This is a genomic window from Rhizobium sp. WYCCWR 11146 (assembly GCF_013591995.1).
Classification (GTDB): Bacteria; Pseudomonadota; Alphaproteobacteria; order Rhizobiales; family Rhizobiaceae; genus Rhizobium; species Rhizobium indicum.
This window is the reverse complement of record NZ_JACCEY010000024.1, coordinates 638,456-661,234: the sequence shown is the minus strand read 5'-3', so window position 1 is coordinate 661,234 and position 22,779 is coordinate 638,456. Positions and strand designations below refer to the sequence as shown.

Below are 22,779 nucleotides of genomic sequence, written 5' to 3'. Positions count from 1 at the left end.
TGTCGACGAGACATCATGCTCTCGGCAAAACAAACTCCGAGGCAGGATCGAGGTTCCCCCAGGGATCCGAGATTTCCTGAGGGATCTCCGGGATTCCCCGCAGGCAGGGCCGTGGTTATGCTGTGACTTCCCGCGCAATCAGCTTGCGATAGAGATGCCAGGTCGCATGGCCGAGGATCGGGATAACCAGCGCAAGCCCGGCAAAGACCGGGATCGTGCCGATGACGAGCAACGCGGCGACGATCAGGCCCCAGAGCAGCACCGGCACCGGATTGAGAACCAGCGCGCGGATCGACGCCGTGACGGCAGCGACTGCCCCGACATCGCGGTCGAGCAGCAGCGGAAAGGTGATGACCGTCATCGCCAGCACGACGAGCGCAAAGACGAAGCCGATCAGATTGCCCCAGATGATCAGCTGCATGCCCTCTGACGTGCCGAAGACCTGGCGGAAGAAATCCGCCATGCTGCGCGGAAAGACCTCGCCGAGCAAATTGCTGTAGAGCGTCTGTGCCGTCACCAGCCAGACGACGAAGAGGCCGCAGAGCATGAGCCCGACCACCACGATCGCTGGCAGCGCCGGCGAATGTCGCACCTCGAGTGCATGCTTCCATGAGGTGTCGAGGCCGGCCTCGCGCCGGCGGCTGATCTCGTAGAGGCCAATCGCTGCGATCGGGCCGATCAGCACGAAACCCGCCATCAGCGGAAAGACCATCGGCAAAAGGTTGGCGCCCGAGGTCCACAGCGTCAGGAAAACGCCGGCGATCGGGTACATCAGGCACAGGAACACATAGTGGGACGGTTTCTCCATGAAATCGTCGTATCCGCGCTTCAGCGCGTCGAAGACGTCGGCGATACCGATGCGATTGACGACGGGCCGCGCTAAGCTTTCGCTTGCACCCGTCATGACGTGAAATGCCGCCATGGCTTTCTCCTCCTCAGCCGAGACCTGATCGGCGGCGGACAGCATCGGCGGGCAAGCCGATACGAATTCCGCAACCGGCACTGGAGGAATATAGCAACTTTCAGGGCCCGTGTCGCTCCCTCCCTTGACATCCCCCTCTTGACATCTTGGACCAGCTTTCTCACATCGGCGGCATCATGAAAGCCTCAGACGCAGATATCCTCATCATCCCCGGTTACACCAATTCCGGCCCGAGCCACTGGCAGAGCCGCTGGGAGGCAAAGCTCAGCACGGCGCGGCGTGTCGAACAGGCCGAATGGACGAAGCCGGTCCGCGAGGACTGGATCGCCCGCATCGCCGAGGAAGTGAACGCCTCGACCCGTCCGGTCGTCCTCGTCGCCCATTCGCTGGGCGTGCCCTCCGTGATCCATGCCATCCCGCATTTCCGCAACCGAGTGGCGGGCGCTTTCCTCGTCGCCCCGCCCGATGTCGCCAATCCCGACATCCGCCCGAAGCACCTGATGACCTTCGGCCCCTATCCGCGCGATCCGCTGCCCTTCCCGTCGATCACGGTGGCCAGCCGCAACGATCCGTTCGGCACCTACGAGCATGCCGACGATGTCGCCAGCAGCTGGGGCTCCTTCCTCGTCGATGCCGGCGAGGCCGGCCACATCAACGCCGATTCCGGTCACGGCCCCTGGCCCGAAGGCACCATGGTCTTTGCCCAGTTCCTCGGCCGGCTCTCCGCCTGATTGCGGAAAAGACGCCGCCTCGCTTGTTGAGCAGGTGCTTTCTAAGTCTTTCTTAATGGAATGACAGCAGACTGCGCCGAGGTGACATAAGCGAGAATGCCCGTGAAGAAAGCCCATACAGAGGCCGGTGATCCGCATGGCGATGCCGCAGCGGTTGAGGCAGGCATTGGCAATGGGACAACCGACGATTCCGACCTCACCGAGCGGGAGAGCCGCTGGAATTATGCGCTCGTCGGCTCTGGCCTCGGCGTATGGGATCACAACTACCGTCTCGACCGGAAATATTACTCGCCGACGTGGAAAACCATCCGCGGCATGGCGCCCGACGAGGAAGCCGACGGCGATTACGAGGCCTGGCTGCAGCTCGTTCATCCCGACGATCGCGATTTCGTCGTCCATGCCATCGACCGGCAGAACGCCGGCGATCCAAATTACCAGGTCTTCGAATATCGCGAGCGCCACAAGGACGGCCACTGGGTGTGGATCGAGTGTCGCGGCGCCTGCGTCGAATGGGACGAAGACGGCGTGCCGACGCGCATCATCGGCACGGATACGGATATCACCGCCCGCAAGGAAGCCGAGGAGACGCTGTCGCGTTTGTCGCGCCGGCTCGATCTGGCGCTGGAGGTTTCCCGCATCGGCGTCTTCGAAGCCGATATCGAGCATGATACCGTCGAATGGGACGACCGCCTCATCGCCATTTACGGGCTGCAGGGCGCCTCGCGCCAGATCGGCGGCGACGTCTGGGCGAAAAGCCTGCATCCCGACGACCGCGAGCGCGTGCTTGGCTTGTCCGACCGCAGCGTCGAAAGCGGCAGTGATTTCCAGCAGGAATACCGCATCATCCGCGGCGACGGCGCCGAACGCGTCATCCGCGCCCGCTCGGCCTTCTTCATCGACGGCAACGGCCACCGCAAGCTGATCGGCGCCAACTGGGACGTCACCGAAGAAGTCGCGCTGCGCAACGAGCTGCGCCGCGCCAAGGATCTGGCCGAGGCGCGCAACCGCGAGCTCGAAGCCGCCAAGGAGAGCATCGAGCACCTGGCGCTGCACGATTACCTCACCGGCCTGCCGAACCGCCGCTATCTCGACAAGATGCTGGACGAGCGTGCGGCCGAATGCCGGGCCAAGGGCCTGGCGCTGGCGATCCTGCATATCGATCTCGACCGCTTCAAGCAGATCAACGACACGCTCGGCCACCGGGCCGGCGACGCCATGCTGCAGCATGCCGCAAGCGTGCTGAGAACGTCCGTCCGCGCCGTCGATTTCGTGGCCCGCATCGGCGGCGACGAATTCGTCATCCTCTGCATTGTCGATCCCGCATCGAAGAAGATCGCCAGCCTTGCCGAACGTGTCATCCGCGAATTGCGCAAACCCGTCAGATATGAGGGGCACGATTGCCGTTTCGGCGCCAGCATCGGCATCGCCATCGACAGCGGACCGAAGCTCGACGCCAAGCAGATGCTGCTCGACGCCGATATCGCCCTTTATCGTGCCAAGGGCCTGGGCCGCAACCGCTTCGAGTTCTTCTCGGCCGCTGCCCGCCGCGACATCATCTCCGCCAAGCACCTTGCCGACGAGATCCTGATCGGCCTCGAACGCAATGAATTCGTGCCCTTCTATCAGTTGCAGTTCGATGCCCGCACGCTCGATGTCGCAGGCGTCGAAACACTTGCCCGCTGGCAGCACCCGGTGCACGGGCTGCTGACGCCCGACCGCTTCCTCGACATCGCAGAGGATCTCGACGTCGTCTCGACCATCGACGCCCTGATCCTGGAGCGCGCCATTGCCGACCGGAAGGTGTGGCTGAAGGACGGGCTGCCGATCCCGAAGATATCGGTCAACGTCTCCGCCAGGCGGCTCGCCGATCCCGATCTGGGCAAGAAGCTGCGCGCCTTGAAGATCGAGCCCGGCACCTTCTCCTTCGAGCTGCTGGAATCGATCTCGCTCGACGATTGCGACGAGGCGGTGGCCGCCAACCTGAAAAAGCTGCGCAAGCTCGGCATCGACATCCAGATCGACGATTTCGGCACCGGCCATGCCTCGATCGTCAGCCTGCTGCGCCTGAGCCCGAAGACGCTGAAGATCGACCGCGAGCTGATCCGCATGCTGCCGCAATCGGCCGAGCAGCGCAAACTGGTCGGCTCGATCATCGATATCGGCCGCTCGCTGAACATTCTCGTCATCGCCGAAGGCGTCGAGACGGCGGAGCATATCCGCATTCTCGAAGAACTCGACTGTGACACGCTGCAGGGCTTCGCGCTCGCCCGGCCGATGCCGGCCATGCAGATCCCCTCCTTCATCCGCTCCGGAAGCTGGCGCCACGGGCAAATCGCCGCTCGCGCCTTGCAGGCGCAGCTTCGCCGCGCGCTGCGAAGCAGAGCCGCCAAATAAAAACCTGCATAAGCGGCTCGCCATTTCGCCTTCATTCCACCGTAGAGGAAAAAGCGCTAAACTCGTCTTGCGAATTCATTCGATTCTCTTGGCGGTATTCCGTAAAATCGGAAACCGGGCCGCGAAATCCGGAAACCAGGGAAGGAGCGACAGGCGGATTGTGAAACCCTCTCTTTTCCTTTAAGGGGACGCCACGAGATCGATCCACTCGCGCTATCCCAAGAGCGCCAACAATAGAGAATGACCACGATGAACCGTCGCCGCCGTATCTACGAGGGCAAGGCAAAGATTCTGTATGAGGGCCCGGAACCGGGCACTTTGATCCAGTTCTTCAAGGACGATGCCACTGCCTTCAACAAGAAGAAACACGAAGTCATCGATGGCAAGGGCGTCCTCAACAACCGCATCTCCGAATATATCTTCAGCCATCTGAACAAGATCGGCATCCCCACTCATTTCATCCGCCGGCTCAACATGCGCGAGCAGTTGATCAAGGAAGTAGAGATGATCCCGCTGGAGATCGTCGTGCGCAATGTCGCGGCCGGTTCTCTCGCCAAGCGCCTCGGCATCGACGAAGGCGTCGTGCTGCCGCGCTCGATCATCGAATTCTACTACAAGTCCGACGCGCTCGACGATCCGATGGTCTCCGAAGAGCACATCACCGCCTTCGGCTGGGCAAACCCCGCCGAACTCGATGACATCATGGCGCTTGCCATTCGCGTCAACGACTTCATGACCGGCCTCTTCCTCGGCGTCGGCATCCAGCTCGTCGATTTCAAGATCGAATGCGGCCGCCTCTTCGAAGGCGATATGATGCGCATCATCCTCGCCGACGAAATCTCGCCGGACAGCTGCCGGCTCTGGGATATCGAAACCCACGAGAAGATGGACAAGGACCGCTTCCGCCGTGACCTCGGCGGATTGCTCGAAGCCTATTCCGAAGTTGCGCGCCGTCTCGGCATCATCAATGAAAACGAGCCCGTGCGCGGCACCGGCCCGGTTCTCGTCAAGTAAGGCAGGAAAGACAAAGTGATCAAGGCTCGTGTCACCGTCACGCTGAAAAACGGCGTTCTCGATCCGCAGGGCAAGGCTATCGAGGGTGCGCTTGGCGCCCTCGGCTTCTCGGGCGTCGGCCATATAAGACAGGGCAAGGTCTTCGACCTGGAGCTGGAAGGCGCCGACAAGGGCAAGGCTGAGGCCGACCTCAAGGCCATGTGCGAAAAACTGCTCGCCAATACGGTGATCGAGAACTACGCAATCGCGATCGACTGATGATCACAGACCCGTCGTCTGGCGGACTTTGAGGATTTGGCGTCATGATGAAAGCAAAGCTGGAGACGGAAGTCTCGAAATATATGAGCTATGTTTTGCGTCATGCGCCGGAATCTGCAGGCTTGACGCTGGATAGCGAAGGTTGGGTGTCGTTCGATGAACTCGAAAAAGCGTTGGCGTCGAAATACGACGTTTCACGCGCCGAGATCATCGAGATTGTCGAAAACAATCCAAAGAAGCGCTTCACGCTCGCCGATAGTAGAATTCGCGCAAACCAAGGTCATAGCGTCGACGTCGATCTGGCATTGAGCCAGATTGAACCGCCCGCCGCTCTTTTTCATGGCACGTCTCTGACGAACTGGCAGTCGATCGAGCGCGAAGGCCTGAAGAAGATGAAACGGCCCCACGTTCATCTGTCAGCAGATGTCGAAACGGCGAAAATCGTCGCAATGCGCCGCAAGGGTGAACATCTCATCCTACGTGTAGACGCGGCCCGCATGTTTTCAAAGGGTCATTCTTTCTTTGTCTCCGACAATGGAGTATGGCTCGCCGAAAGCGTTCCAGTTCAATATCTTTCGCGAAACGCAGGGACCCCATGAAATCAGCCGTCGTTCAACTTCCGGGCCTCAATCGCGACCGCGACATGATCGCCGCCTTGACCAAGATCTCCGGCCAGCCGCCGGTGACGATCTGGCAGACGGAAACCGAGATCCCCGATGTCGACCTGATCGTCATTCCCGGCGGCTTTTCCTATGGCGACTATCTGCGCTGCGGCGCGATCGCCGCCCGCATGCCAGTCATGCAAGCGATTATCGACAAGGCTGCAAAGGGCGTGAAAGTCCTGGGCGTCTGCAACGGCTTCCAGATCCTCGTCGAGGCCGGCCTGCTGCCCGGCGCGCTGATGCGCAATTCCTCGCTGAAATTCGTCTGCCGCGAGATCAAGCTCGAAGTCGTCAATGCCGAGACGGATTTCACCCGCGCTTATGCGCAGGGCCAGGTCATCCGTTGCCCGGTCGCCCATCATGACGGCAATTATTTCGCCGACGAAGCGACGCTGGCTGCGATCGAAGGCAATGGCCAGGTGGTGTTCCGTTATGCCGAGGGCACCAACCCGAACGGCTCGATCAATGATATCGCCGCCGTCATGAACGAAAACGGCAACGTGCTCGGCATGATGCCGCATCCCGAGAACCTGATCGAGGCCGCCCATGGCGGTTCGGACGGCCGCGGCCTCTTTGCCTCGGCGCTCGACGTCATCGCCGCCTGAGCCCTGCACGTCGTCCAAAACCGCGCGGCGGTCTTGGGCAACGGCATGCACCCGAAAATCCTTCCGTCCGGATCTGGAGCAAGATTGATGCGCCTTCGCCTCGCAAACGCCGCCCTGTTGACCGCTCTCGCAGCCATGCTCGCAGCCTGCCAGACGCCGGCGCCGGCGGCAGGCCCGAACCGTGGCGCACTGCCGACGATGGAACGCGTGGCGCTCGGCGCCAATGCCTGCTGGTTCAAATCGGGTGATCCGGCCTTTGCTGCTTACAAGCTCGCGCCGGAGCTCAATTCCTTCTCCGGCCGCCCGCGGATCCTGCTGGTCCACAAGGGCAGCCCGGAAAGCCGGCCGCTGCTCGTCGTTCAGGCCGAGGGAAGCCCGTCCCGACTTCAGGCCTTCGGTCCGATGATGCAGGAACCGGTCGCCGGCCGCATCACCACCGACGTCAATCGCTGGTCTGGCGGCAACAAGGCCTGTAGCTGATCGCCCCGATGACAGCGCCGCGCGTCTTCTAAGACGCACAAAGAGCGCTGCAACGCTTTGAATGCCGGATATTTTTCCTGAAATCGATTCCGATTTAAGGAATTGCGCAGCGGCTCGAAAGCACGTTCAGTCCCAGAAAAACGACTTGCCGACTTCGCGCGCGGCATCGGACTGCGACACGCCGATATCCTTGAGCGCGGTCGCCGTCAGCTCCCTCAGCGCGCGCCGGCCTTCCCGCTTCTGTTGCCAGAGAAGAATGGCAGCCCAGATCCGGCCCCGGCGCGTCGTCACCTCGGCAGGCGCGGCGGGGAGGATAATCTGCCTCCTGTCCTCGTAAGAGACAATCGGTACAATCGGCATTTTGATCTCAGGTAAGGCAGACATTCCAGGAATCCTCTCGGCTTGCCATTGGAATTGACTCATACCCTTGACCGATACAATGTGCCAATATATACAATTGTCACCATGACAAATTGGCTTCCTGATATTTCCCGCGGTTCCGGGCCGGTCTATCTCCGGCTTGCCGACAGCATCGAATCCGCCATATCAAGCGGCGCGCTGCCCGCCGGCAGCAAGCTGCCGCCGCAGCGCAATCTCGCCTACGATATCGGCGTGACGATCGGCACGATCGGCCGCGCCTATGCGCTGGTGCATGAGCGCGGCCTGGTCGCCGGCGAAGTCGGGCGCGGCACCTATGTGCTAAACCGCTCCGAGACGCCGCCCGGCGAGCAGATCGATCCGCTGACCGTCTCGCTCGGCGGCACTCGCGTCCAGGATGCGCCGGCGAACAAGATCCGTTTCGACACGACAGCCGCGCCCGATCTCGGCCAGGGTAAGGTCATAGCGGGTATCCTCGCCGAGATCGGCGAGCAGCATCTTTCCGAAATCTCCTCCTATTCGCGGAGTTTCCCGCAGAACTGGTTCGAGGCCGGCCGCCGCTGGCTTGCCCGCAGCGGCTGGACGCCGGAGGTTGAAAACATCGTGCCGACGCTCGGCGCCCATGCAGCGGCGATCGCCGTTATCGCTGCCGTCTCGGCGCCGGGTGACAAGATCGTCTTCGAGGATCTCACCTACACCCAGGTCAGCCGCAGCGCCCGCCTTCTCGGCCGCCGCACACTGACGGTCGATTCCGACAAGCTTGGCATGATCCCCGAGGATTTCGAGCGGCTCTGCCAGCAGCAGCATCCGAAGATCGCCTTCCTGATGCCGACCGTCCACAATCCGACGCTGGCGATCATGCCCTATGAACGGCGCGCGGCAATCGCCGCAATCGCCAGGAAACACAGTGTCTGGCTGATCGAGGACGACCTCTACGGCGGTATGGCCGACGACGATACGCCGCTGCTCGCCTCGATCGCGCCCGACCGCACCTTCCTCGTCAACGGCCTGTCGAAATCGGTCGCCGCCGGCGTGCGCGGCGGCTGGGTCGCCTGCCCGCCGCATTTTGCCCAGCGCATCAGGGTGACGCACAAGATGATCACCGGCGGCCTGCCCTTCATCCTGGCGGAGACCTGTGCGCGCCTCGTCGAAAGCGGCACAGCGCACGAGATCCGCAAAGCGAGCGTCAGAGAACTTTCCCGGCGCGTCCAGCTCGCCCGCGAGCAGTTGCAGGGTTTCGATTTCGAATCGCACCTCCACGCGCCCTTCCTCTGGCTGAAACTGCCGGAGCCCTGGATGTCAGGCACCTTCAAGAACGCCGCCTACCGCGACGGTGTGCTCGTCGACGATGAGGACGAGTTCAAGGCGGCCCGCGGCGAGAAAGCCTATCACCGCGTTCGCATCGGTTTGTCTTCGCCGAAGACGGGGCAGGAACTGACCTCGGGGCTGATGATCCTGCGCCGGCTGTTGGAAAATGGCGGCTCCGCCTATGACGGCGAAATATGAGATATTGCAAATACACGTCATAAATCGGAAAAAACGCCGGAGCCTATTCGGAGCGCTTCAGCGACTCAACCTCCGTGTTACCTCTTTGTTGTTCCCACCTGATGTGAATCAAAGGACAGCAAATGAGGGTCGACTTCGGAAGGATCGCGTTGCGTTTTTTAAGTATGGCATCAGTGGCAGCAGTAGCCGGTATCTCGGCGGCAGACCCGGCAAATGCCGGCGACCAGATATTCGATGAATTGCGCTTCGGCGTCTCGACCTCTGTGCAGTCGGGCACTCCAGGGAAGACGGCGTCTTTCCGGAGATTACCGCTCTCTTCGATCCTTTCGGCTACGAGACGGCGGTCGGCTGGCAGCAACAATTGTTGCATCCCCGCGTCCATCTCGGCACTTCGATCGGCACGTCGGGCGAAGCCACCCAGTTCTTCACCGGTTTCACCTGGACGGTCGATTTCAACGAGAAGCTCTTTGCTGAAGCCGGCTTCGGCGGCGTCATCCATACCGGCGATCTCGACGGCGATGATGACGGTCCGGAACTCGGCTGTAGCGTCCTCTTCCACGAATATCTGGGCGCCGGCTACCGTTTCAACGCCCACTGGATGTCATGGCCCAGATCGCCCATTCCTCGCATGCCAATCTCTGCGATGGGCCGAACGACGGCATGACACGCGCCGGCTTGCAGGTCGGCTACAAGTTCTGAGAATCCGTTCGACAATTTCAGCGGGTTGGCCGACGGATGATTGAACTGCTCAGTACGGCCGTCTGATCGACCATCGGCAGGCGGAAACCGTTCAGTCCCATTTGGGACGAACAGGCTTTAACTCGCCCTGACAAGCCGCCGCGACGCAGTCCGCCAGGCTGCCAAACCGAAGCGCCTTACCCGTCAATCCAGGACCGTAGTGAGCGAACTTCGCGGAATTGGTGATAATTGTATCGACCGATTTTGGGATGACAGGCTCCGCAAGTGTGCACCAGCACGCATCGGTTACGAATTCTACGCCGAAGTCCGACAATTTGCCGACGAGATTCGCAGCGGAAGCCCTTTCGAACGTCGCACGGTTGCAGGTAACCAGAACCTTGACGTCAGGATGTTTCGCCAGGCCTTCGCAGAGCGCGGCCAGCCGCTCGCATTCGTCGAAAGAGAAATGGGGATTGCCCAGCGCGACGAACTCGATGGCATCCACAGACCCGCCGTTGAGTTTCCTCCAGTCCGCAACGACGTCCTTGGGACAGATTTCATAGCTCGCCTTGATCTTGCTTCCGACAATGCTCTCAAGGCTGTCGGCCTCCGGCGTGACACCGACGATATGGAACATGGGAGAGCCTGATGTCGTCGCAAAACCCGCCCCGAACGCCTTTAGGTCGTCCAGATTCGGCTTCCACGTATCGAGGCCGATCACGACCGGAATTTCATCTCCGACAAGCTTGCCGATGTGGTAGCCGAGAATGGGGTAGACCATGTCATCCCGCGACACGAAACCCGACACATTGACTACGAGGCTGGCGCGCCTGTTGTCGGCGATATGCGGCCCGGTCAGCGGCGCGCGCCCGGTGAGAGCGATGCACAGATCCAGGTAGTCAGGATACTTGGCAGTGCGAGCACCCAAAACGCTGTTCGCGAATACGACGGCGTTCGACTCCGCCCAGGCCACCTGCTCACCCTGCCTGGGTGCGGACGACAGCTGATAGGGCGCGCAGGTGAACGTCTTTCGTGCTCCCATGGAGGCGTAGGCCTCACCCAATTCGGATGCGGGTCCGGCGACGCCGGGAGACACGCCCTGCTCCCGCCAACGCATCTGGTCCACCGATATCGAGTTCAGGGTCGTTGGAACGGCAACCCTACCCTCCCAGTCCCGCATGCGTTTCGCGAATTCCAGGCTGGTCGGCCCGGTGTAGATGCAGCCGTCGATATGGACCTGGGAGATATCGATAAGTTCCGTCGCTCCCTGAATTTCAGCCATGCGCGTCGTGGCCCTCATTGCCACCTGCACGGCCTTGCCCATTTCCCCGTTCAAAGCGGACCGATCCCTCGATGTCAGCGCTATCGAATTTCCATAGGTGCGATCGGCGGCATCGAAACCGGGGGCGGTTTCGATCCGGCTCGCGATGACCTTGTCGCCGATGAGGGTGACTTCAGGGATGGAGTGCAGCTCGGCGAAGTCGTCTTCGGAGAGCTGGACAACGGGGATCGATCGGCCGAACACTTCGTCAGCGACGATCACTCCGAGCGACAGTATTTCCTCCTGGCGCGAGACCACGATGCCGGCGGGAGCGTGCCCGTTCATGATCAGCTCCATGAGCACGCTGCTGCCCGTACACGAGCCGCGTCCGCCGGGGATGGCGAGAATCTTTCCTGTCAGGACCTGTGTCGACAGGGGATGGTGGCGGTCGATGACTTCTCCGGTCCGGGAGTCGACGCCGCCCCAGAAGCTGAGCGCCGTGTCGCTGAATACGATCGACCCCGTAGCGAAGCCAGCCACAAGCGCGCGCCCGGCAAATACCTTTTCGTCTGCCTGTTGTTGTATGTCCGGCATTGTATCTCGATACCATCAACCAAGAAGAAAAGTTTCCTATAGGAAACATCAGCGGCACACAAAAGCTGAGGCCGGAGCCTTGCCCATTGCTATCGATCGAGAATCAAAAGCAAGTTGTCAAACAGACTCTGAGAAGCGGCCGCCCGTAACGGGCCGAAGAAGTCGCCCGCCCTCTGTTGACGGCGGGCATTTTCCTGTCGCGCGCCGTCCCTACATAGGTTAAAGAGCGGAAAACGCGCAACGGCAGGGACTTCCGAGAGCTCATGACCATTCCAAACACCATCCCGATCACGCCGGAACTCATCGCGAGTCATGGCCTGAAGCCCGACGAGTACCAGCGTATTCTGGACCTGATCGGCCGCGAACCGACGTTTACCGAGCTCGGCATCTTCTCTGCCATGTGGAACGAGCACTGCTCCTACAAATCCTCGAAGAAGTGGCTGCGCACGCTGCCGACCAAGGGGCCGCGCGTCATCCAGGGCCCGGGCGAGAATGCCGGCGTGGTCGATATCGATGACGGCGATTGCGTCGTCTTCAAGATGGAGAGCCACAACCACCCCTCCTATATCGAGCCTTATCAAGGTGCTGCGACCGGCGTCGGCGGCATCCTGCGCGACGTCTTCACCATGGGCGCGCGCCCGATCGCCGCGATGAACGCGCTGCGCTTCGGCGAGCCGGATCATCCGAAGACCCGCCATCTCGTCTCCGGCGTCGTTTCCGGCGTCGGCGGCTATGGCAATTCCTTCGGCGTGCCGACGGTCGGCGGTGAGGTTGAGTTCGACGCTCGCTACAACGGCAACATCCTGGTCAACGCCTTTGCCGCCGGTATTGCGAAGTCCAACGCCATCTTCCTGTCCGAAGCCAAGGGCGTCGGCCTTCCGGTCGTCTATCTCGGCGCCAAGACCGGCCGCGACGGCGTCGGCGGCGCGACGATGGCATCGGCAGAATTCGACGAGTCGATCGAGGAGAAGCGCCCGACCGTTCAGGTCGGCGACCCCTTCACTGAAAAATGCCTGCTGGAAGCCTGCCTCGAGCTGATGAAGACCGGCGCCGTCATCGCCATCCAGGATATGGGTGCGGCCGGCCTCACCTGCTCAGCCGTCGAAATGGGCGCCAAGGGCGATCTCGGCATCCTGCTTGAGCTCGACAAGGTGCCGGTCCGCGAAGAGAGAATGACGGCCTATGAGATGATGCTGTCGGAAAGCCAGGAGCGCATGCTCATGGTGCTGCAGCCGGAGAAGGAAGAGGAAGCCAAGGCGATCTTCGTCAAGTGGGGCCTCGACTTTGCCATCGTCGGCTGGACGACCGACGATCTGCGCTTCCGCGTCATGCACCAAGGTGAGGAAGTCGCCAACCTGCCGATCAAGGATCTCGGCGACCAGGCGCCGGAATATGATCGCCCCTGGCGCGAATCCGGCAAACACGCTCCCCTGCCCGCCAATCTCGTTGCCGCTCCTCAGGATTACGGCCAGGCGCTGTTGCAACTCGTCGGCTCCGCCAACCAATCGAGCCGCCGTTGGGTCTATGAGCAATACGACACGCTGATCCAGGGCAATTCGCTGCAGCTTCCGGGCGGCGATGCCGGCGTCGTGCGTGTCGACGGCCATGCCTCCAAGGCGCTCGCCTTCTCCTCCGACGTCACTCCGCGTTATGTCGAGGCAGACCCCTTCGAAGGCGGCAAGCAGGCGGTCGCCGAATGCTGGCGCAACATCACCGCGACAGGCGCCGAACCGCTCGCCGCCACCGACAATCTGAACTTCGGCAATCCCGAAAAGCCCGAGATCATGGGCCAGTTCGTTCAGGCGGTGAAGGGCATCGGCGAAGCCTGCCGCGCGCTGGATTTCCCGATCGTCTCCGGCAACGTCTCGCTCTACAACGAGACCAACGGCGTCGCCATCCTGCCGACCCCGACGATCGCAGGCGTCGGCCTGCTGCCGGATTGGCGCAAGATGGCCCGCATTGGCAGCGCCAACTACGGCGATAAGGTGATCATGATCGGCGTCGACGGCAACCATCTCGGCCAGTCCGTCTATCTCCGCGATGTGCTTTCCAGCCGCGAAGGTCCGGCGCCGGAGGTGGATCTGTTCGCCGAAAGACGCAATGGCGATTTCGTTCGCTCCGTGATCCGCAACGGCCAGGCGACCGCCTGCCACGACATTTCCTCGGGTGGTCTAGCGGTGGCGCTCGCCGAAATGGCGATGGCCTCGGGCAAAGGCCTGACGATCGATCTGAGCGAAGGCAAGGGTGAACCGCATGCGCTGCTCTTCGGCGAGGATCAGGCGCGCTACGTGTTGACGTTGCCTGCCGATGTCGCCGATTTCGTCTGCGTCAATGCAGAAGGTGGCGGCGTTCCCTTCCGCCGTCTCGGCACGGTCGAAGGAACGGCGCTCGTCGTCGGCGATCTCATCTCGCTGCCGATTCAGCAATTGCGCGATGCCCATGAATCATGGTTCCCTGATTTCATGGAAGGCCGCGGCGAACTTGCTGCGGAATGATGCGCAAGGAGTAACGATCATGGCCATGAAACCCGGCGATATCGAAGACATGATCAAGGCTGGGATTCCCGGTGCCAAGGTGACGATCCGCGATCTGGCAGGCGACGGCGATCACTACGCCGCCGAAGTCGTCGCAGAAGTCTTCCGCGGCAAGAGCCGTGTGCAGCAGCACCAGATGGTCTACGAGGCGCTGAAGGGCAATATGGGCGGCGTGCTGCACGCTTTGGCCCTGCAGACCTCCGCGCCGGAATAGAGCCCGACGCAATCCGGATGACGATGCCCGGCCCTCAGCCGGGCATTCTCTTTTCGTCGGGATCGGCAAAGACCGAGGCCGGCATCGGCCCGGATGTCAGCAGCGTGAAATCGAAGGGCGCCTGCAGATCAGGCCCAAGCACATATTGCCGGTGAACGCGCAACTGGTCCTTACGGATCTTGCGATAGTGCTCGCGCGTCAGCATCTGCTTGACGCGGATCAGGATCATCTTTGCCTGAGGCGCATCCGCATGGCCGGATACGTCAACGACCGGCACCTTGTAGAAATTGATCGAATCCGTCAGGCACTGTACGTCGAGCCAGGAAATCTCGGGACAGCGGGCGATCAGCCCGACGCGGGCGCGAAGCAGCGTTGCCGATGACATGAGCGCGCATTGCAGGATGGCGCTGCCGAGTGTGGCAAACACCACGCGCTTTCCTCTGAATATCTGCGGCTCCCTTTCCAGCAATATGCCGATGACATGGGCGGCGACGCTCGATCCCATGCTGTGCGAGGAGATCACATATTCGTCCGCCTCTTCCTCAAGCGCCTTGCGCACGGCAATGGCTTGGGCTTCCAGCCAGTCGTTGAAATCTGTCCGGTCCATGCGGCCGAGGGCGACGGCCATTTCCCAATCGGCAAAGAGATGCAGCGTATGGAAGCGTTCGGAAAACGGCAGGAAGGCGAAGATGAAGAAACAGAGCGCCAGCGGTCCGCTCCAGAGCATGTGCCACGGCGAAAAGCTAAGAGCATAGGGCAGAATGGCGATCTGCACCGTCAGCGCGATCGCCAGTGCCGTCAGCAGGAACGGGAAGAGGAAGAACAGGCCGAAGCGCCAGGCATGGCGGAAATATCCCCGCATCCCGCCTTCCAGCATGATCTCGGCGCAGCTTCGGAAGCCTGCAATGATCTGGCTCAGCGTGTTGCCGCTGCGCAGCCGGCGCACCAGCCTATCGTGATCGACCATATGGATCCGGCTCTTCGTCTGCCAGCCGGGGGAACCGGTCCCTGCCTCGGGCGCCGCTACCCTCTCAGCCGTCCTGACCTCGAAACTGACCGGATTGCTCCCCTCGTCCACTGGCCCCGTCTCGACCGCATAGCCCCAGACGGCGGCACTCTGCCTGGCCGAACGCTCGTAGCGTGCCCTGTGGGCAACGCCGTCAAGCGGCTCGAAGCCCGGGAAATGCAGGACGACCCGCTTCTCGATCAATTCCATTCCACTCTTCCGGCCGGGCGAATGGCCGGCATGTTGCTGCGATCCGGCTGCTGCGCCACTGATATGGGTAAAAAGCAGCTATGGTCTCGAAGCCGTCTTGCTAACCGAACTCTTCCGGAATTCAATAGCAGCCATGTCGTTTCCATCACGAACGGAGGGGTTTTGTGGTCGACCTAGTCAAAGAATTGATATCAGGCGTCGTCGACACCGTGCTGAAGGAGATCCTGAAGAAAACCACCGGCCGCGCCACGACGAAGCGCAAAAGGCGTAAGACACGCCCCGCCGCGCCGACGACGGCTGCCCGCAAGGCGACCGCGGCCAAGCCCAAGCCCGCCCGCAAACAGGTGAGCAAGCGCCGCACCGCCGCGGGCCGCAGCCGTCAGCGTCGCAGCTAAGGCACGATGAAAATGCGAGCGGTTTTCGGACGAATTCTGCGGCGCTCTTGAGGGCATAACGGATGATACGCATTGTGAAAATCATTCTCGCGGCGGTCGTCGCGATCTGTCTCATCGCCGTCGCCGGCGTCTACGCCCTGTCGGAGATACGCCTTTCCAGGACGTACGACGTTGCGGCCGCCGATTTCTCCGTCAAAACGACGCTGCCTGCCGAGGAAGCCGAACGCCGCGCCCGCACGCTGATGTGCGGCGGCTGTCATCACGATGCCGGCAACGTGCTCATCGACGAGCCGGGCGTCGGCCGGATCGTCGCGCCGAACATGACCCGCTTCGTGCCGATGTACAGCGACGCGGAACTCGTTCGCCTCATCCGCCATGGCGTCAAGAAGGACGGTACCGGCGCCTTCATCATGCCGGCTAGCAACTTCGCCAATATCACCGATGATGATATGGCAGCGATCATTGCCTGGATGCGCAGTTTGAAGCAGCTTCCCGATGCGGTGGCCGGAACGACGCAATGGGGGCCGCTCGGACGCATCGGCCTGGCGCTCGACAAGATCCCTTTCGAAGCTGATCTGGTGCCGGCTGTCATCACCCCTGCCGCCACTCGCCCGGCCGATATCGGCGAATATGCCTTCAAGACGGGTTGCGGCCATTGCCACAATCTCGATACGGCAAAACAGTCGGAAGCCTTCCTGGCGCCGGCGCTTAAGCCACTGGCACAATCCTATTCGGCTGCCGATTTTAAGACGCTGCTGCGCACCGGCAAGGGTGTCGGCGGCCGCGATCTCGGCGTGATGACAGAGGTTTCCCAATGGGACTTCAGCCATTTCACCGATGTCGAAATCGAACAGATTCAGACCTATCTCGCCCGTCGACCGTAACGCGACGGCAACAACCCGGCAGCGGCCTGCCCGAACTGGTCTTTTTTTGGTTCGGGCGGCTGGAATTCCTGCTGTCGCATGCTATCTAAAGGCAACGATTGAAACGGTGGGCCTTTAACCCGCCTGTTGAAAGGATTAGGTCCCCATGAGCGGCATTCACGAATTCATCGACAACGAAATCAAGACTAACGACGTCGTCCTCTTCATGAAGGGCACGCCGCAGTTTCCGCAGTGCGGTTTCTCCGGCCAGGTCGTGCAAATTCTTGATTACATTGGTGTCGACTACAAGAGCGTCAACGTGCTCGCCGATTCGGAAATCCGCCAGGGCATCAAGGAATATTCCAACTGGCCGACAATCCCGCAGCTCTACGTAAAGGGCGAGTTCGTCGGCGGCTGTGACATCGTCCGGGAAATGTTCCAGGCTGGTGAACTGCAGCAGCATCTCCAGGAAAATGGCATCGCGGTGCGCGCCGCCTCCTGACCGGTCACCGGACGTCCGCCCGGTTTCCAAATCTGTTTCTTGAGTTCGAGGCGCTGCGGCCAGCAGCGCCTTGACCTGTTTATGGGAATTTCATTGTGACAGATTCTTCACAAGCCGTGTCCGCGGGCCGCCTGCCCATGGGCAAGCGAGAATTCATCGCGCTCGCAGCCTTCCTGATGGCCATCAACTCGCTGGCGATCGATATCATGCTCCCGGCCTTGCAGCAGATCGGCGCGAGCCTCGGCGTCGAAAGCGAGAACCACCGCCAGTTCGTCGTCTCCTCCTATCTGCTCGGCTTCGGCTGCGCCCAGCTTTTCTACGGACCGCTTTCCGATCGCTTCGGCCGCCGCACGCCGCTGTTGTTCGGCCTCGTCGTTTATATCGTTTCGGCCATCGGCATCGTCTTCGTTCCCTCCTTCGCCGGCCTGCTGGTGCTGCGCTTCGTCCAGGGCATCGGCTCGGCGGCCACCCGCGTCATCACCATCTCCATCGTCCGCGATATCTATGGCGGACGGCAGATGGCCGAAGTCATGTCGTTGATCATGATGGTCTTCATGATCGTGCCGGTGATTGCGCCCGGCACCGGCCAGATCGTCATGTTCTTCGGTAACTGGCACCTGATCTTCCTCTTCATCGCCACCATGGCGACGGCGATTGCCGTCTGGGCCTATCTACGCCTGCCGGAAACCCTGCATCCCGCCAATGTCAGGCCCTTCACCGCCCGCTCGATCTTCGGCGCCTTCAAGCTGGTGCTGACCAATCGCGTCGCGCTCTGCTACACCATTGCCAGCACTTTCATCTTCGGCGCGCTGTTCGGCTTCATCAATTCGGCCCAGCAGGTCTATGTCGGCATTTACGACCTCGGCGTCTATTTCCCCTTCGCCTTTGCCGGCGTGGCGATCTTCATGTCGCTGTCGTCCTTCTTCAATTCGCGCTTCGTCGGCAAGCTCGGTATGCGCCGCCTGTCGCATGGCTCGCTCATCGGCTTCATCGCCATCAACACCATCTGGCTGATCGTCCAGATGGCCAGCACCGAGCCGATGCCCTTCGCTCTGTTCATCTCCTTCTTCGGCCTTTCCATGTTCCAATTCGGCTGGATCGGCTCGAACTTCAATTCACTCGCGATGGAGCCGCTCGGCCACGTCGCCGGCACCGCCTCCTCCGTCCTCGGATTCATGAGCACGGTCGGCGGCGCCATTATCGGCGCCGGCATCGGCCAGGCCTTCGACGGCACCGCGCTGCCGATGGTCGCCGGTTACTTCGTCGTGTCGATCATCGGGCTCGTCTTCGTGCTGATCGCCGAGAAGGGCCGCCTCTTCCAATCGCAGAACCCAGCCGTCTGAACGGCTGGCCTCATTCGCATCCGGGATTTCACCACATGACGCCGCCGCATAAACCGCACCAGGAAAACCAGGGCTCCCGCCGCATCGGCATGGGCTTTGGCGAATTCGTCGTTACCATCGCCATCATGACCGCCAGCGTCGCCATGGCGATCGACAGCATGCTGCCGGCATTGCCCAATATCGGCCATTCCCTCGGCGTCACCAATACCAACGACGCGCAGCTGATCATCGGCGTGTTCTTCTTAGGCTTCGGCGTCTCGCAGATCTTCTTCGGCAGCCTTTCGGATACGTTCGGCCGCCGCAACATCCTGCTCGGCGGCCTGGCCTGCTATATTGTCGGAATGTTTGCCGCCGCAGCGACCGGCAGCTTCGAAATGCTGCTCGTCATGCGTTTCGTTCAGGGTGTGGGCGGTGCTGCGGTGCGCATCACCACCATGGCCATGGTACGCGACTGCTTCGGTGGCCGCGAAATGGCCCGTGTGATGTCCTATGTGATGATCGTCTTCATGATCGTGCCGATCGTTGCCCCCTCCGTCGGCCAGCTCATCATCCTCTATGCCAACTGGCACTGGATCTTCATCCTGCTGGGCATCATCGCTACCGTCCTGTTCGGCTGGGCTTTCCTCCGATTGAAGGAATCGCTGCCGCCGGAAGAGCGGCTGCCGCTGTCGGTCGGCTCTGTCGTCGATGGTTTCAAGACCGTGCTCACCAACCGCATCACCTGCGGCTACATGATCGGCCTCACCATGTTCACCGGCGTCATCAGTGCCTATGTGATCTCGGTGCAGCAGGTCTTCGGCGAGGTCTATGGCCTTGGCGACTGGCTGCCGATCGCCTTTGCGGCCACCGCTGGCGGCATCGCCGTCGCCAATTTCGCCAACGGATTCTTCGTCCGCAAATTCGGCATGCGCCGCATCTCGCACGCTGCCCTTCTGATCTTCACGGCCCTGTCGGCTATCGGCTTTTTCTATTCGCTGGCCGGCAAGCCGGATTTCGCCATCGCTTACGGCATCTTCACCATCGTACTGATGATGTTTGCCCTGATCGCCACCAATTTTACCGCCATCAGCCTCGAGCCGATGGGTAATCTCGCCGGTACGGCGACCGCCATCACCGGCTTCGTCTCGACGACGGCCGGCGCCGTCCTCGGCGGCTTGGTCGGCCAGATGTTCAATGGCACGGTGCAGCCGCTCTTCGGCGGCTTCGCGCTCTTCGGCACGGTGACGATCGCAGCCACCCTCTGGGCGGAAAACGGCAAGCTCTTCACCCATCCGGGAGACAGCCCGCAGCTCGATCCGCGTGCTGCTCATTTCTGAAATGGGAACAGTGCTGGACACCCGGCGGGTTTAGTTTATTGAGCCCTCGCTCCCCATTCGGCGTCATCCTCGGCCTTGTGCCGAGGATCTGCTGCATATCAACGAATTGCAGATGCTCGGGACAAGCCCGAGCATGACGATAGAGGAGTTAGACAACTGTCTCAGCAGTCTGGTGCTCACCGGAACGGCGGGTTCAGACCGTGAAAACCTCGCGCCGCAGCACTTCCCACGAAGCCTTGTCGGGCGTGATCAGCAGCCCGCCGTCGAGATGATGCGGCAGGTAGGGCGAGCCGTCGAAGCGCGCTGCATAGGCGCCCGCCTCCTGCGAGATCAGCGTGCCGGCAAGGTGATCCCAGGGCATCAGCTTGTTGTACATGAGGTAATGCACATGGCCGCCGGCAAAGGTGCGGTATTCGTGGGCGGCGCAGCGGTAATTGGTGAGGAAGCGCACCTTGGCGAGATTGGCGAGCACTTCGGCGCGCTTTTCCTTCGGCAGGTAGCCGGTCGAGGCCATGCCGACCATATGCTCCAGGCCCACGGGCGCTGCGACCGAGAGCCGCTCGGCGCCGCCATCCGGCCGCCGCAGCCAGGCGCCACCGCCCTTTTCGGCCATCACCCAATCGTCGCCCATTGGATCGTAGATGATGCCGGCAATCGTTTCGCCGCCGGAGATGACGGATGCCATGACGCCGAAGGCCGGGATGCCGGAGGCGAAATTGAAGGTGCCGTCGACCGGATCGACGACGATCGCGAGATCGGCATGTTCGAGGCTGCCGAGCAAATCAGGATCGCCCGCGACCGATTCTTCGCCAAGGAACAGTGCGCTCGGCCAGAGTTGCGCAGCTTCCGCTTTGATCATCCGTTCCGCCTGCTCATCGGCCTCGGTGACGAGATCGGTCGCCTCACTCTTGGCGCGCACGTCGTCATGACCAAGCCGGCGAAAGCGCGGCAGGATTTCCGCCTTCGCCGCGCGGCGCAGTAGATCGGCAAGAACGGTCACGTCGACAGTCGAAGTCATGTCAAATCCTCACGCTTAGGTCTCTCAGGAGAAGCTTGAATCAGATGCCGACGATCTCGCGCCGGATGAGCTGCCAGCTCTCCTTGTCGGGCGCGGAGATGATACCGCCCACAGTCTCTCCGGGGCGATAGGGCGTTCCGTCGAATTTCGCCGTATGGCCGCCGGCCTCCTGATGCGCGAGTACACCGGCCAGGTGATCCCAGGGCATCAGTTTCGTATGGCCGATGAAATGCAGCTTGCCGGAGGCAACCATCCAATATTCGTAGGCCGAGCAGTTGAAGGCGAAGGTCATCCGGATCTTTGCCATGTTGGCGCAGATACGCGAGCGATCCGGTTCATCCATATGCCCCCACGACATGCCGCCGACCATCTGGTTCAGGCTAGCGGGCTCCGCTACCTGTAGCTTTGTCGATTGCCCGTCCTGGCGCGTCAGGAAGGTGCCCGCCCCTTTGATCGCGGTCACCGTGTCGCCGAGAACGGGATCATGAATGATGCCGGCGACCGTCTCGCCCTTGATCGTCACCGCTAGCATCGTCCCGAAGACGGGCAGCCCGGCGGCAAAATTGAACGTCCCGTCGACAGGGTCGATGACGAAGGCGAGCTCGGCATCGGCAAGGGCCGGTACGACAGACCGGTCGGCGTCATAGGCCTCCTCGCCGACGACGAGTGCTGCGGGAAAGCGCTCTCTCAGCGCCGCGGTGATCCGGTGTTCGGCAAGTACGTCCGCCTGCGTCACCAGATCGATTGCCGAAGTCTTTTCCGAAACATCGGCAGCGCCGAGATTGCGGAAAAGCGGCATGATCTCGGCGCGCGCCGCCTCTCGGACGCAATCGCCGAGAAAGAGAATATCCTGGTCTGAAATAGTCATGCGAAATCCTGCCTTGATGCAATAGCCAGCCTGCCCACAGCGCCGCGCGTCTTTTAGACGCGCAAAGGACGCTGGAACACCTTAAATTGCTGCATAATTCCTTAAATCGATTCCGATTTAAGGAATTATGCAGTAGCCGGCTTTTCATGAAGGATCGGTGACACCAAGGGTGGAAAAGTCGAAGAGTTTCGGGTCGAGCAGATGCGACGGGTTCACATGCGAAAGCGCCCGCAGCATCGTATCCTTGCGTCCCGGCATCCGCCGCTCGATATCGGCAAGCATATCCTTCATCGCATTGCGCTGCAGCCCGTCCTGCGAGCCGCAGAGATCGCAGGGGATGATCGGAAATTGCATGGCGGCGGCGAATTTCGCGAGGTCGTCTTCGGCAGCATAAGCGAGCGGCCGGAGCACCATCAGATCGCCCTCGTCGTTCAGAAGCTTCGCCGGCATCGAGGCGAGCCGCCCGCCATGGAAGAAATTCATGAAGAAGGTTTCGAGAATGTCCTCGCGGTGGTGGCCAAGCACCAGCGCATTGCAACCCTCTTCCCGCGCGACGCGGTAGAGATTGCCGCGCCGCAGCCGCGAACAGAGCGAGCAATAGGTGGCGCCTTCCGGCACCTTCTCCTTCACGATCGAATAGGTATCGCGATACTCGATCCGGTAGTGGACGCCGATCTTGGTGAGATAGTCCGGCAGCACGTGCTTCGGGAAGTTCGGCTGTCCCTGGTCGAGATTGCAGGCGATGAGTTCCACCGGCAGCAGCCCGCGCCATTTGAGATCGAGCAGCAGCGCCAGCAGCCCGTAGGAATCCTTGCCGCCGGAAAGGCCGACCAGCCAGCGCTTCTGGCCCTTCAGCATGTCGAAATCGTCGAAAGCCTGGCGCACCTGCCGCAGCAGCCGCTTGCGCAGCTTGTTGAAGGAGACCGAGCGCGGCGCCTCGGCAAACAGCGCATGGCCGATGTCATCCCCGGCCTCGACGGTTTCCAGATCATCGGCGATATTGGCTGCGATATTCATTGCTTCGTCC

22 protein-coding genes and 1 pseudogene are annotated in these 22,779 nt (G+C 61.4%); 16 read left to right on the top strand and 7 right to left on the bottom strand.

All coding sequences use genetic code 11. The features are described 5' to 3' along the window. Positions 1-115 precede the first annotated feature (115 nt). Positions 116-922 carry a DUF2189 domain-containing protein gene (locus tag HX899_RS22950; protein ID WP_138389085.1) on the bottom strand — a complete coding sequence of 269 codons (807 nt, stop codon included), beginning with the start codon at positions 920-922 and terminating at the stop codon, positions 116-118. A 176-nt stretch (positions 923-1,098) separates the two neighbouring features. On the opposite strand from HX899_RS22950, the gene HX899_RS22945 reads away from it, so the two are divergent. The 7 genes from HX899_RS22945 (at position 1,099) to HX899_RS22915 (ending at position 7,066) form a co-directional block, all read left to right on the top strand. Next, positions 1,099-1,653 carry an alpha/beta hydrolase gene (locus HX899_RS22945; RefSeq protein WP_130825528.1) on the top strand — a complete coding sequence of 185 codons (555 nt, stop codon included), beginning with the start codon at positions 1,099-1,101 and terminating at the stop codon, positions 1,651-1,653. Positions 1,654-1,749: 96 nt separating this feature from the next. Beyond that, on the top strand, positions 1,750-4,047 hold the full coding sequence (locus tag HX899_RS22940) for an EAL domain-containing protein (RefSeq protein WP_181293474.1): 2,298 nt from the start codon (positions 1,750-1,752) through the stop codon (positions 4,045-4,047). A gap of 249 nt (positions 4,048-4,296) precedes the next feature. Next, complete coding sequence (purC, locus tag HX899_RS22935) at positions 4,297-5,061, top strand: phosphoribosylaminoimidazolesuccinocarboxamide synthase (protein ID WP_018242191.1); 765 nt, start codon at positions 4,297-4,299, stop codon at positions 5,059-5,061. A 15-nt stretch (positions 5,062-5,076) separates the two neighbouring features. Further along, on the top strand, positions 5,077-5,319 hold the full coding sequence (gene purS, locus HX899_RS22930; protein ID WP_018072257.1) for a phosphoribosylformylglycinamidine synthase subunit PurS: 243 nt from the start codon (positions 5,077-5,079) through the stop codon (positions 5,317-5,319). A gap of 44 nt (positions 5,320-5,363) precedes the next feature. After that, positions 5,364-5,918: an RNA 2'-phosphotransferase gene (locus tag HX899_RS22925; protein WP_181293473.1), complete on the top strand. Its 555-nt coding sequence runs from the start codon at positions 5,364-5,366 to the stop codon at positions 5,916-5,918. After that, positions 5,915-6,586: a phosphoribosylformylglycinamidine synthase subunit PurQ gene (gene purQ, locus HX899_RS22920; protein ID WP_181293472.1), complete on the top strand. Its 672-nt coding sequence runs from the start codon at positions 5,915-5,917 to the stop codon at positions 6,584-6,586. The genes HX899_RS22925 and purQ overlap by 4 nt, the downstream gene beginning before the upstream one ends. A gap of 87 nt (positions 6,587-6,673) precedes the next feature. Continuing rightward, positions 6,674-7,066 carry a hypothetical protein gene (locus tag HX899_RS22915; protein ID WP_181293471.1) on the top strand — a complete coding sequence of 131 codons (393 nt, stop codon included), beginning with the start codon at positions 6,674-6,676 and terminating at the stop codon, positions 7,064-7,066. Positions 7,067-7,192: 126 nt separating this feature from the next. Here HX899_RS22915 and HX899_RS22910 read toward each other — a convergent pair whose 3' ends face one another. Further along, positions 7,193-7,450 (bottom strand): DUF1127 domain-containing protein, encoded by a 258-nt coding sequence (locus HX899_RS22910; RefSeq protein ID WP_181293470.1) that lies wholly within the window; start codon positions 7,448-7,450, stop codon positions 7,193-7,195. Between the two features lie 81 nt (positions 7,451-7,531). On the opposite strand from HX899_RS22910, the gene HX899_RS22905 reads away from it, so the two are divergent. Continuing rightward, a complete protein-coding gene (locus tag HX899_RS22905; protein ID WP_181293469.1) occupies positions 7,532-8,950 on the top strand; it encodes a PLP-dependent aminotransferase family protein in 1,419 nt (472 codons plus the stop codon). A 122-nt stretch (positions 8,951-9,072) separates the two neighbouring features. Beyond that, a pseudogene (locus HX899_RS22900) lies at positions 9,073-9,649 on the top strand (acyloxyacyl hydrolase). A 91-nt stretch (positions 9,650-9,740) separates the two neighbouring features. Here the strand turns inward: HX899_RS22900 and HX899_RS22895 are convergent. After that, positions 9,741-11,483, bottom strand: coding sequence for an aconitase X (locus HX899_RS22895; protein ID WP_181293468.1), 1,743 nt, complete (start codon positions 11,481-11,483; stop codon positions 9,741-9,743). Between the two features lie 263 nt (positions 11,484-11,746). On the opposite strand from HX899_RS22895, the gene purL reads away from it, so the two are divergent. Together purL and HX899_RS22885 are read left to right on the top strand one after the other, a co-directional pair. Further along, complete coding sequence (purL, locus tag HX899_RS22890) at positions 11,747-13,978, top strand: phosphoribosylformylglycinamidine synthase subunit PurL (protein WP_181293467.1); 2,232 nt, start codon at positions 11,747-11,749, stop codon at positions 13,976-13,978. A gap of 19 nt (positions 13,979-13,997) precedes the next feature. After that, the gene (locus tag HX899_RS22885; RefSeq protein ID WP_003586236.1) at positions 13,998-14,231 is read left to right on the top strand and encodes a BolA/IbaG family iron-sulfur metabolism protein; all 234 of its coding nucleotides are present in this window, start codon (positions 13,998-14,000) and stop codon (positions 14,229-14,231) included. 34 nt (positions 14,232-14,265) lie between these two features. Here HX899_RS22885 and HX899_RS22880 read toward each other — a convergent pair whose 3' ends face one another. Then, positions 14,266-15,447: a hypothetical protein gene (locus HX899_RS22880; RefSeq protein WP_138389076.1), complete on the bottom strand. Its 1,182-nt coding sequence runs from the start codon at positions 15,445-15,447 to the stop codon at positions 14,266-14,268. Between the two features lie 164 nt (positions 15,448-15,611). On the opposite strand from HX899_RS22880, the gene HX899_RS22875 reads away from it, so the two are divergent. From HX899_RS22875 to HX899_RS22855, 5 genes are all read left to right on the top strand, one after another. Next, positions 15,612-15,842, top strand: a complete 231-nt coding sequence (locus tag HX899_RS22875) for a hypothetical protein (RefSeq protein WP_138389075.1) — start codon at positions 15,612-15,614, stop codon at positions 15,840-15,842. 62 nt (positions 15,843-15,904) lie between these two features. After that, a complete protein-coding gene (locus HX899_RS22870; RefSeq protein WP_138329318.1) occupies positions 15,905-16,726 on the top strand; it encodes a c-type cytochrome in 822 nt (273 codons plus the stop codon). 145 nt (positions 16,727-16,871) lie between these two features. Continuing rightward, entirely contained in the window at positions 16,872-17,207 is a 336-nt protein-coding gene (grxD, locus tag HX899_RS22865) for a Grx4 family monothiol glutaredoxin (RefSeq protein ID WP_138329317.1), read from the top strand. 137 nt (positions 17,208-17,344) lie between these two features. Beyond that, a complete protein-coding gene (locus tag HX899_RS22860; protein WP_003540085.1) occupies positions 17,345-18,550 on the top strand; it encodes a multidrug effflux MFS transporter in 1,206 nt (401 codons plus the stop codon). Between the two features lie 35 nt (positions 18,551-18,585). Beyond that, the gene (locus HX899_RS22855) at positions 18,586-19,866 is read left to right on the top strand and encodes a multidrug effflux MFS transporter (RefSeq protein ID WP_181293466.1); all 1,281 of its coding nucleotides are present in this window, start codon (positions 18,586-18,588) and stop codon (positions 19,864-19,866) included. 193 nt (positions 19,867-20,059) lie between these two features. On the opposite strand, the gene HX899_RS22850 is transcribed toward HX899_RS22855, so the two are convergent. From HX899_RS22850 to ttcA, 3 genes are all read right to left on the bottom strand, one after another. Beyond that, the gene (locus HX899_RS22850; RefSeq protein ID WP_181293465.1) at positions 20,060-20,884 is read right to left on the bottom strand and encodes an inositol monophosphatase family protein; all 825 of its coding nucleotides are present in this window, start codon (positions 20,882-20,884) and stop codon (positions 20,060-20,062) included. A 40-nt stretch (positions 20,885-20,924) separates the two neighbouring features. After that, positions 20,925-21,752 carry an inositol monophosphatase family protein gene (locus HX899_RS22845; RefSeq protein ID WP_181293464.1) on the bottom strand — a complete coding sequence of 276 codons (828 nt, stop codon included), beginning with the start codon at positions 21,750-21,752 and terminating at the stop codon, positions 20,925-20,927. A 144-nt stretch (positions 21,753-21,896) separates the two neighbouring features. Next, the gene (ttcA, locus tag HX899_RS22840) at positions 21,897-22,769 is read right to left on the bottom strand and encodes a tRNA 2-thiocytidine(32) synthetase TtcA (RefSeq protein ID WP_181293463.1); all 873 of its coding nucleotides are present in this window, start codon (positions 22,767-22,769) and stop codon (positions 21,897-21,899) included. Positions 22,770-22,779 lie beyond the last annotated feature (10 nt).

Excerpts from the sequence above, each read along its gene's own strand:
- ttcA (WP_181293463.1), bottom strand. The coding sequence starts at position 22,769 with ATGAATATCGCAGCCAATATCGCCGATGATCTGGAAACCGTCGAGGCC.
- HX899_RS22885 (WP_003586236.1), top strand. The coding sequence starts at position 13,998 with ATGGCCATGAAACCCGGCGATATCGAAGACATGATCAAGGCTGGGATT.
- HX899_RS22940 (WP_181293474.1), top strand. The coding sequence starts at position 1,750 with ATGCCCGTGAAGAAAGCCCATACAGAGGCCGGTGATCCGCATGGCGAT.
- purC (WP_018242191.1), top strand. The coding sequence starts at position 4,297 with ATGAACCGTCGCCGCCGTATCTACGAGGGCAAGGCAAAGATTCTGTAT.
- HX899_RS22860 (WP_003540085.1), top strand. The coding sequence starts at position 17,345 with ATGGGCAAGCGAGAATTCATCGCGCTCGCAGCCTTCCTGATGGCCATC.
- HX899_RS22915 (WP_181293471.1), top strand. The coding sequence starts at position 6,674 with ATGCGCCTTCGCCTCGCAAACGCCGCCCTGTTGACCGCTCTCGCAGCC.
- HX899_RS22925 (WP_181293473.1), top strand. The coding sequence starts at position 5,364 with ATGATGAAAGCAAAGCTGGAGACGGAAGTCTCGAAATATATGAGCTAT.
- grxD (WP_138329317.1), top strand. The coding sequence starts at position 16,872 with ATGAGCGGCATTCACGAATTCATCGACAACGAAATCAAGACTAACGAC.
- purQ (WP_181293472.1), top strand. The coding sequence starts at position 5,915 with ATGAAATCAGCCGTCGTTCAACTTCCGGGCCTCAATCGCGACCGCGAC.
- HX899_RS22945 (WP_130825528.1), top strand. The coding sequence starts at position 1,099 with ATGAAAGCCTCAGACGCAGATATCCTCATCATCCCCGGTTACACCAAT.
- HX899_RS22910 (WP_181293470.1), bottom strand. The coding sequence starts at position 7,450 with ATGTCTGCCTTACCTGAGATCAAAATGCCGATTGTACCGATTGTCTCT.
- HX899_RS22905 (WP_181293469.1), top strand. The coding sequence starts at position 7,532 with ATGACAAATTGGCTTCCTGATATTTCCCGCGGTTCCGGGCCGGTCTAT.
- purL (WP_181293467.1), top strand. The coding sequence starts at position 11,747 with ATGACCATTCCAAACACCATCCCGATCACGCCGGAACTCATCGCGAGT.
- HX899_RS22880 (WP_138389076.1), bottom strand. The coding sequence starts at position 15,447 with ATGGAATTGATCGAGAAGCGGGTCGTCCTGCATTTCCCGGGCTTCGAG.
- HX899_RS22950 (WP_138389085.1), bottom strand. The coding sequence starts at position 922 with ATGGCGGCATTTCACGTCATGACGGGTGCAAGCGAAAGCTTAGCGCGG.
- HX899_RS22845 (WP_181293464.1), bottom strand. The coding sequence starts at position 21,752 with ATGACTATTTCAGACCAGGATATTCTCTTTCTCGGCGATTGCGTCCGA.
- HX899_RS22895 (WP_181293468.1), bottom strand. The coding sequence starts at position 11,483 with ATGCCGGACATACAACAACAGGCAGACGAAAAGGTATTTGCCGGGCGC.
- HX899_RS22870 (WP_138329318.1), top strand. The coding sequence starts at position 15,905 with ATGATACGCATTGTGAAAATCATTCTCGCGGCGGTCGTCGCGATCTGT.
- HX899_RS22850 (WP_181293465.1), bottom strand. The coding sequence starts at position 20,884 with ATGACTTCGACTGTCGACGTGACCGTTCTTGCCGATCTACTGCGCCGC.
- HX899_RS22855 (WP_181293466.1), top strand. The coding sequence starts at position 18,586 with ATGACGCCGCCGCATAAACCGCACCAGGAAAACCAGGGCTCCCGCCGC.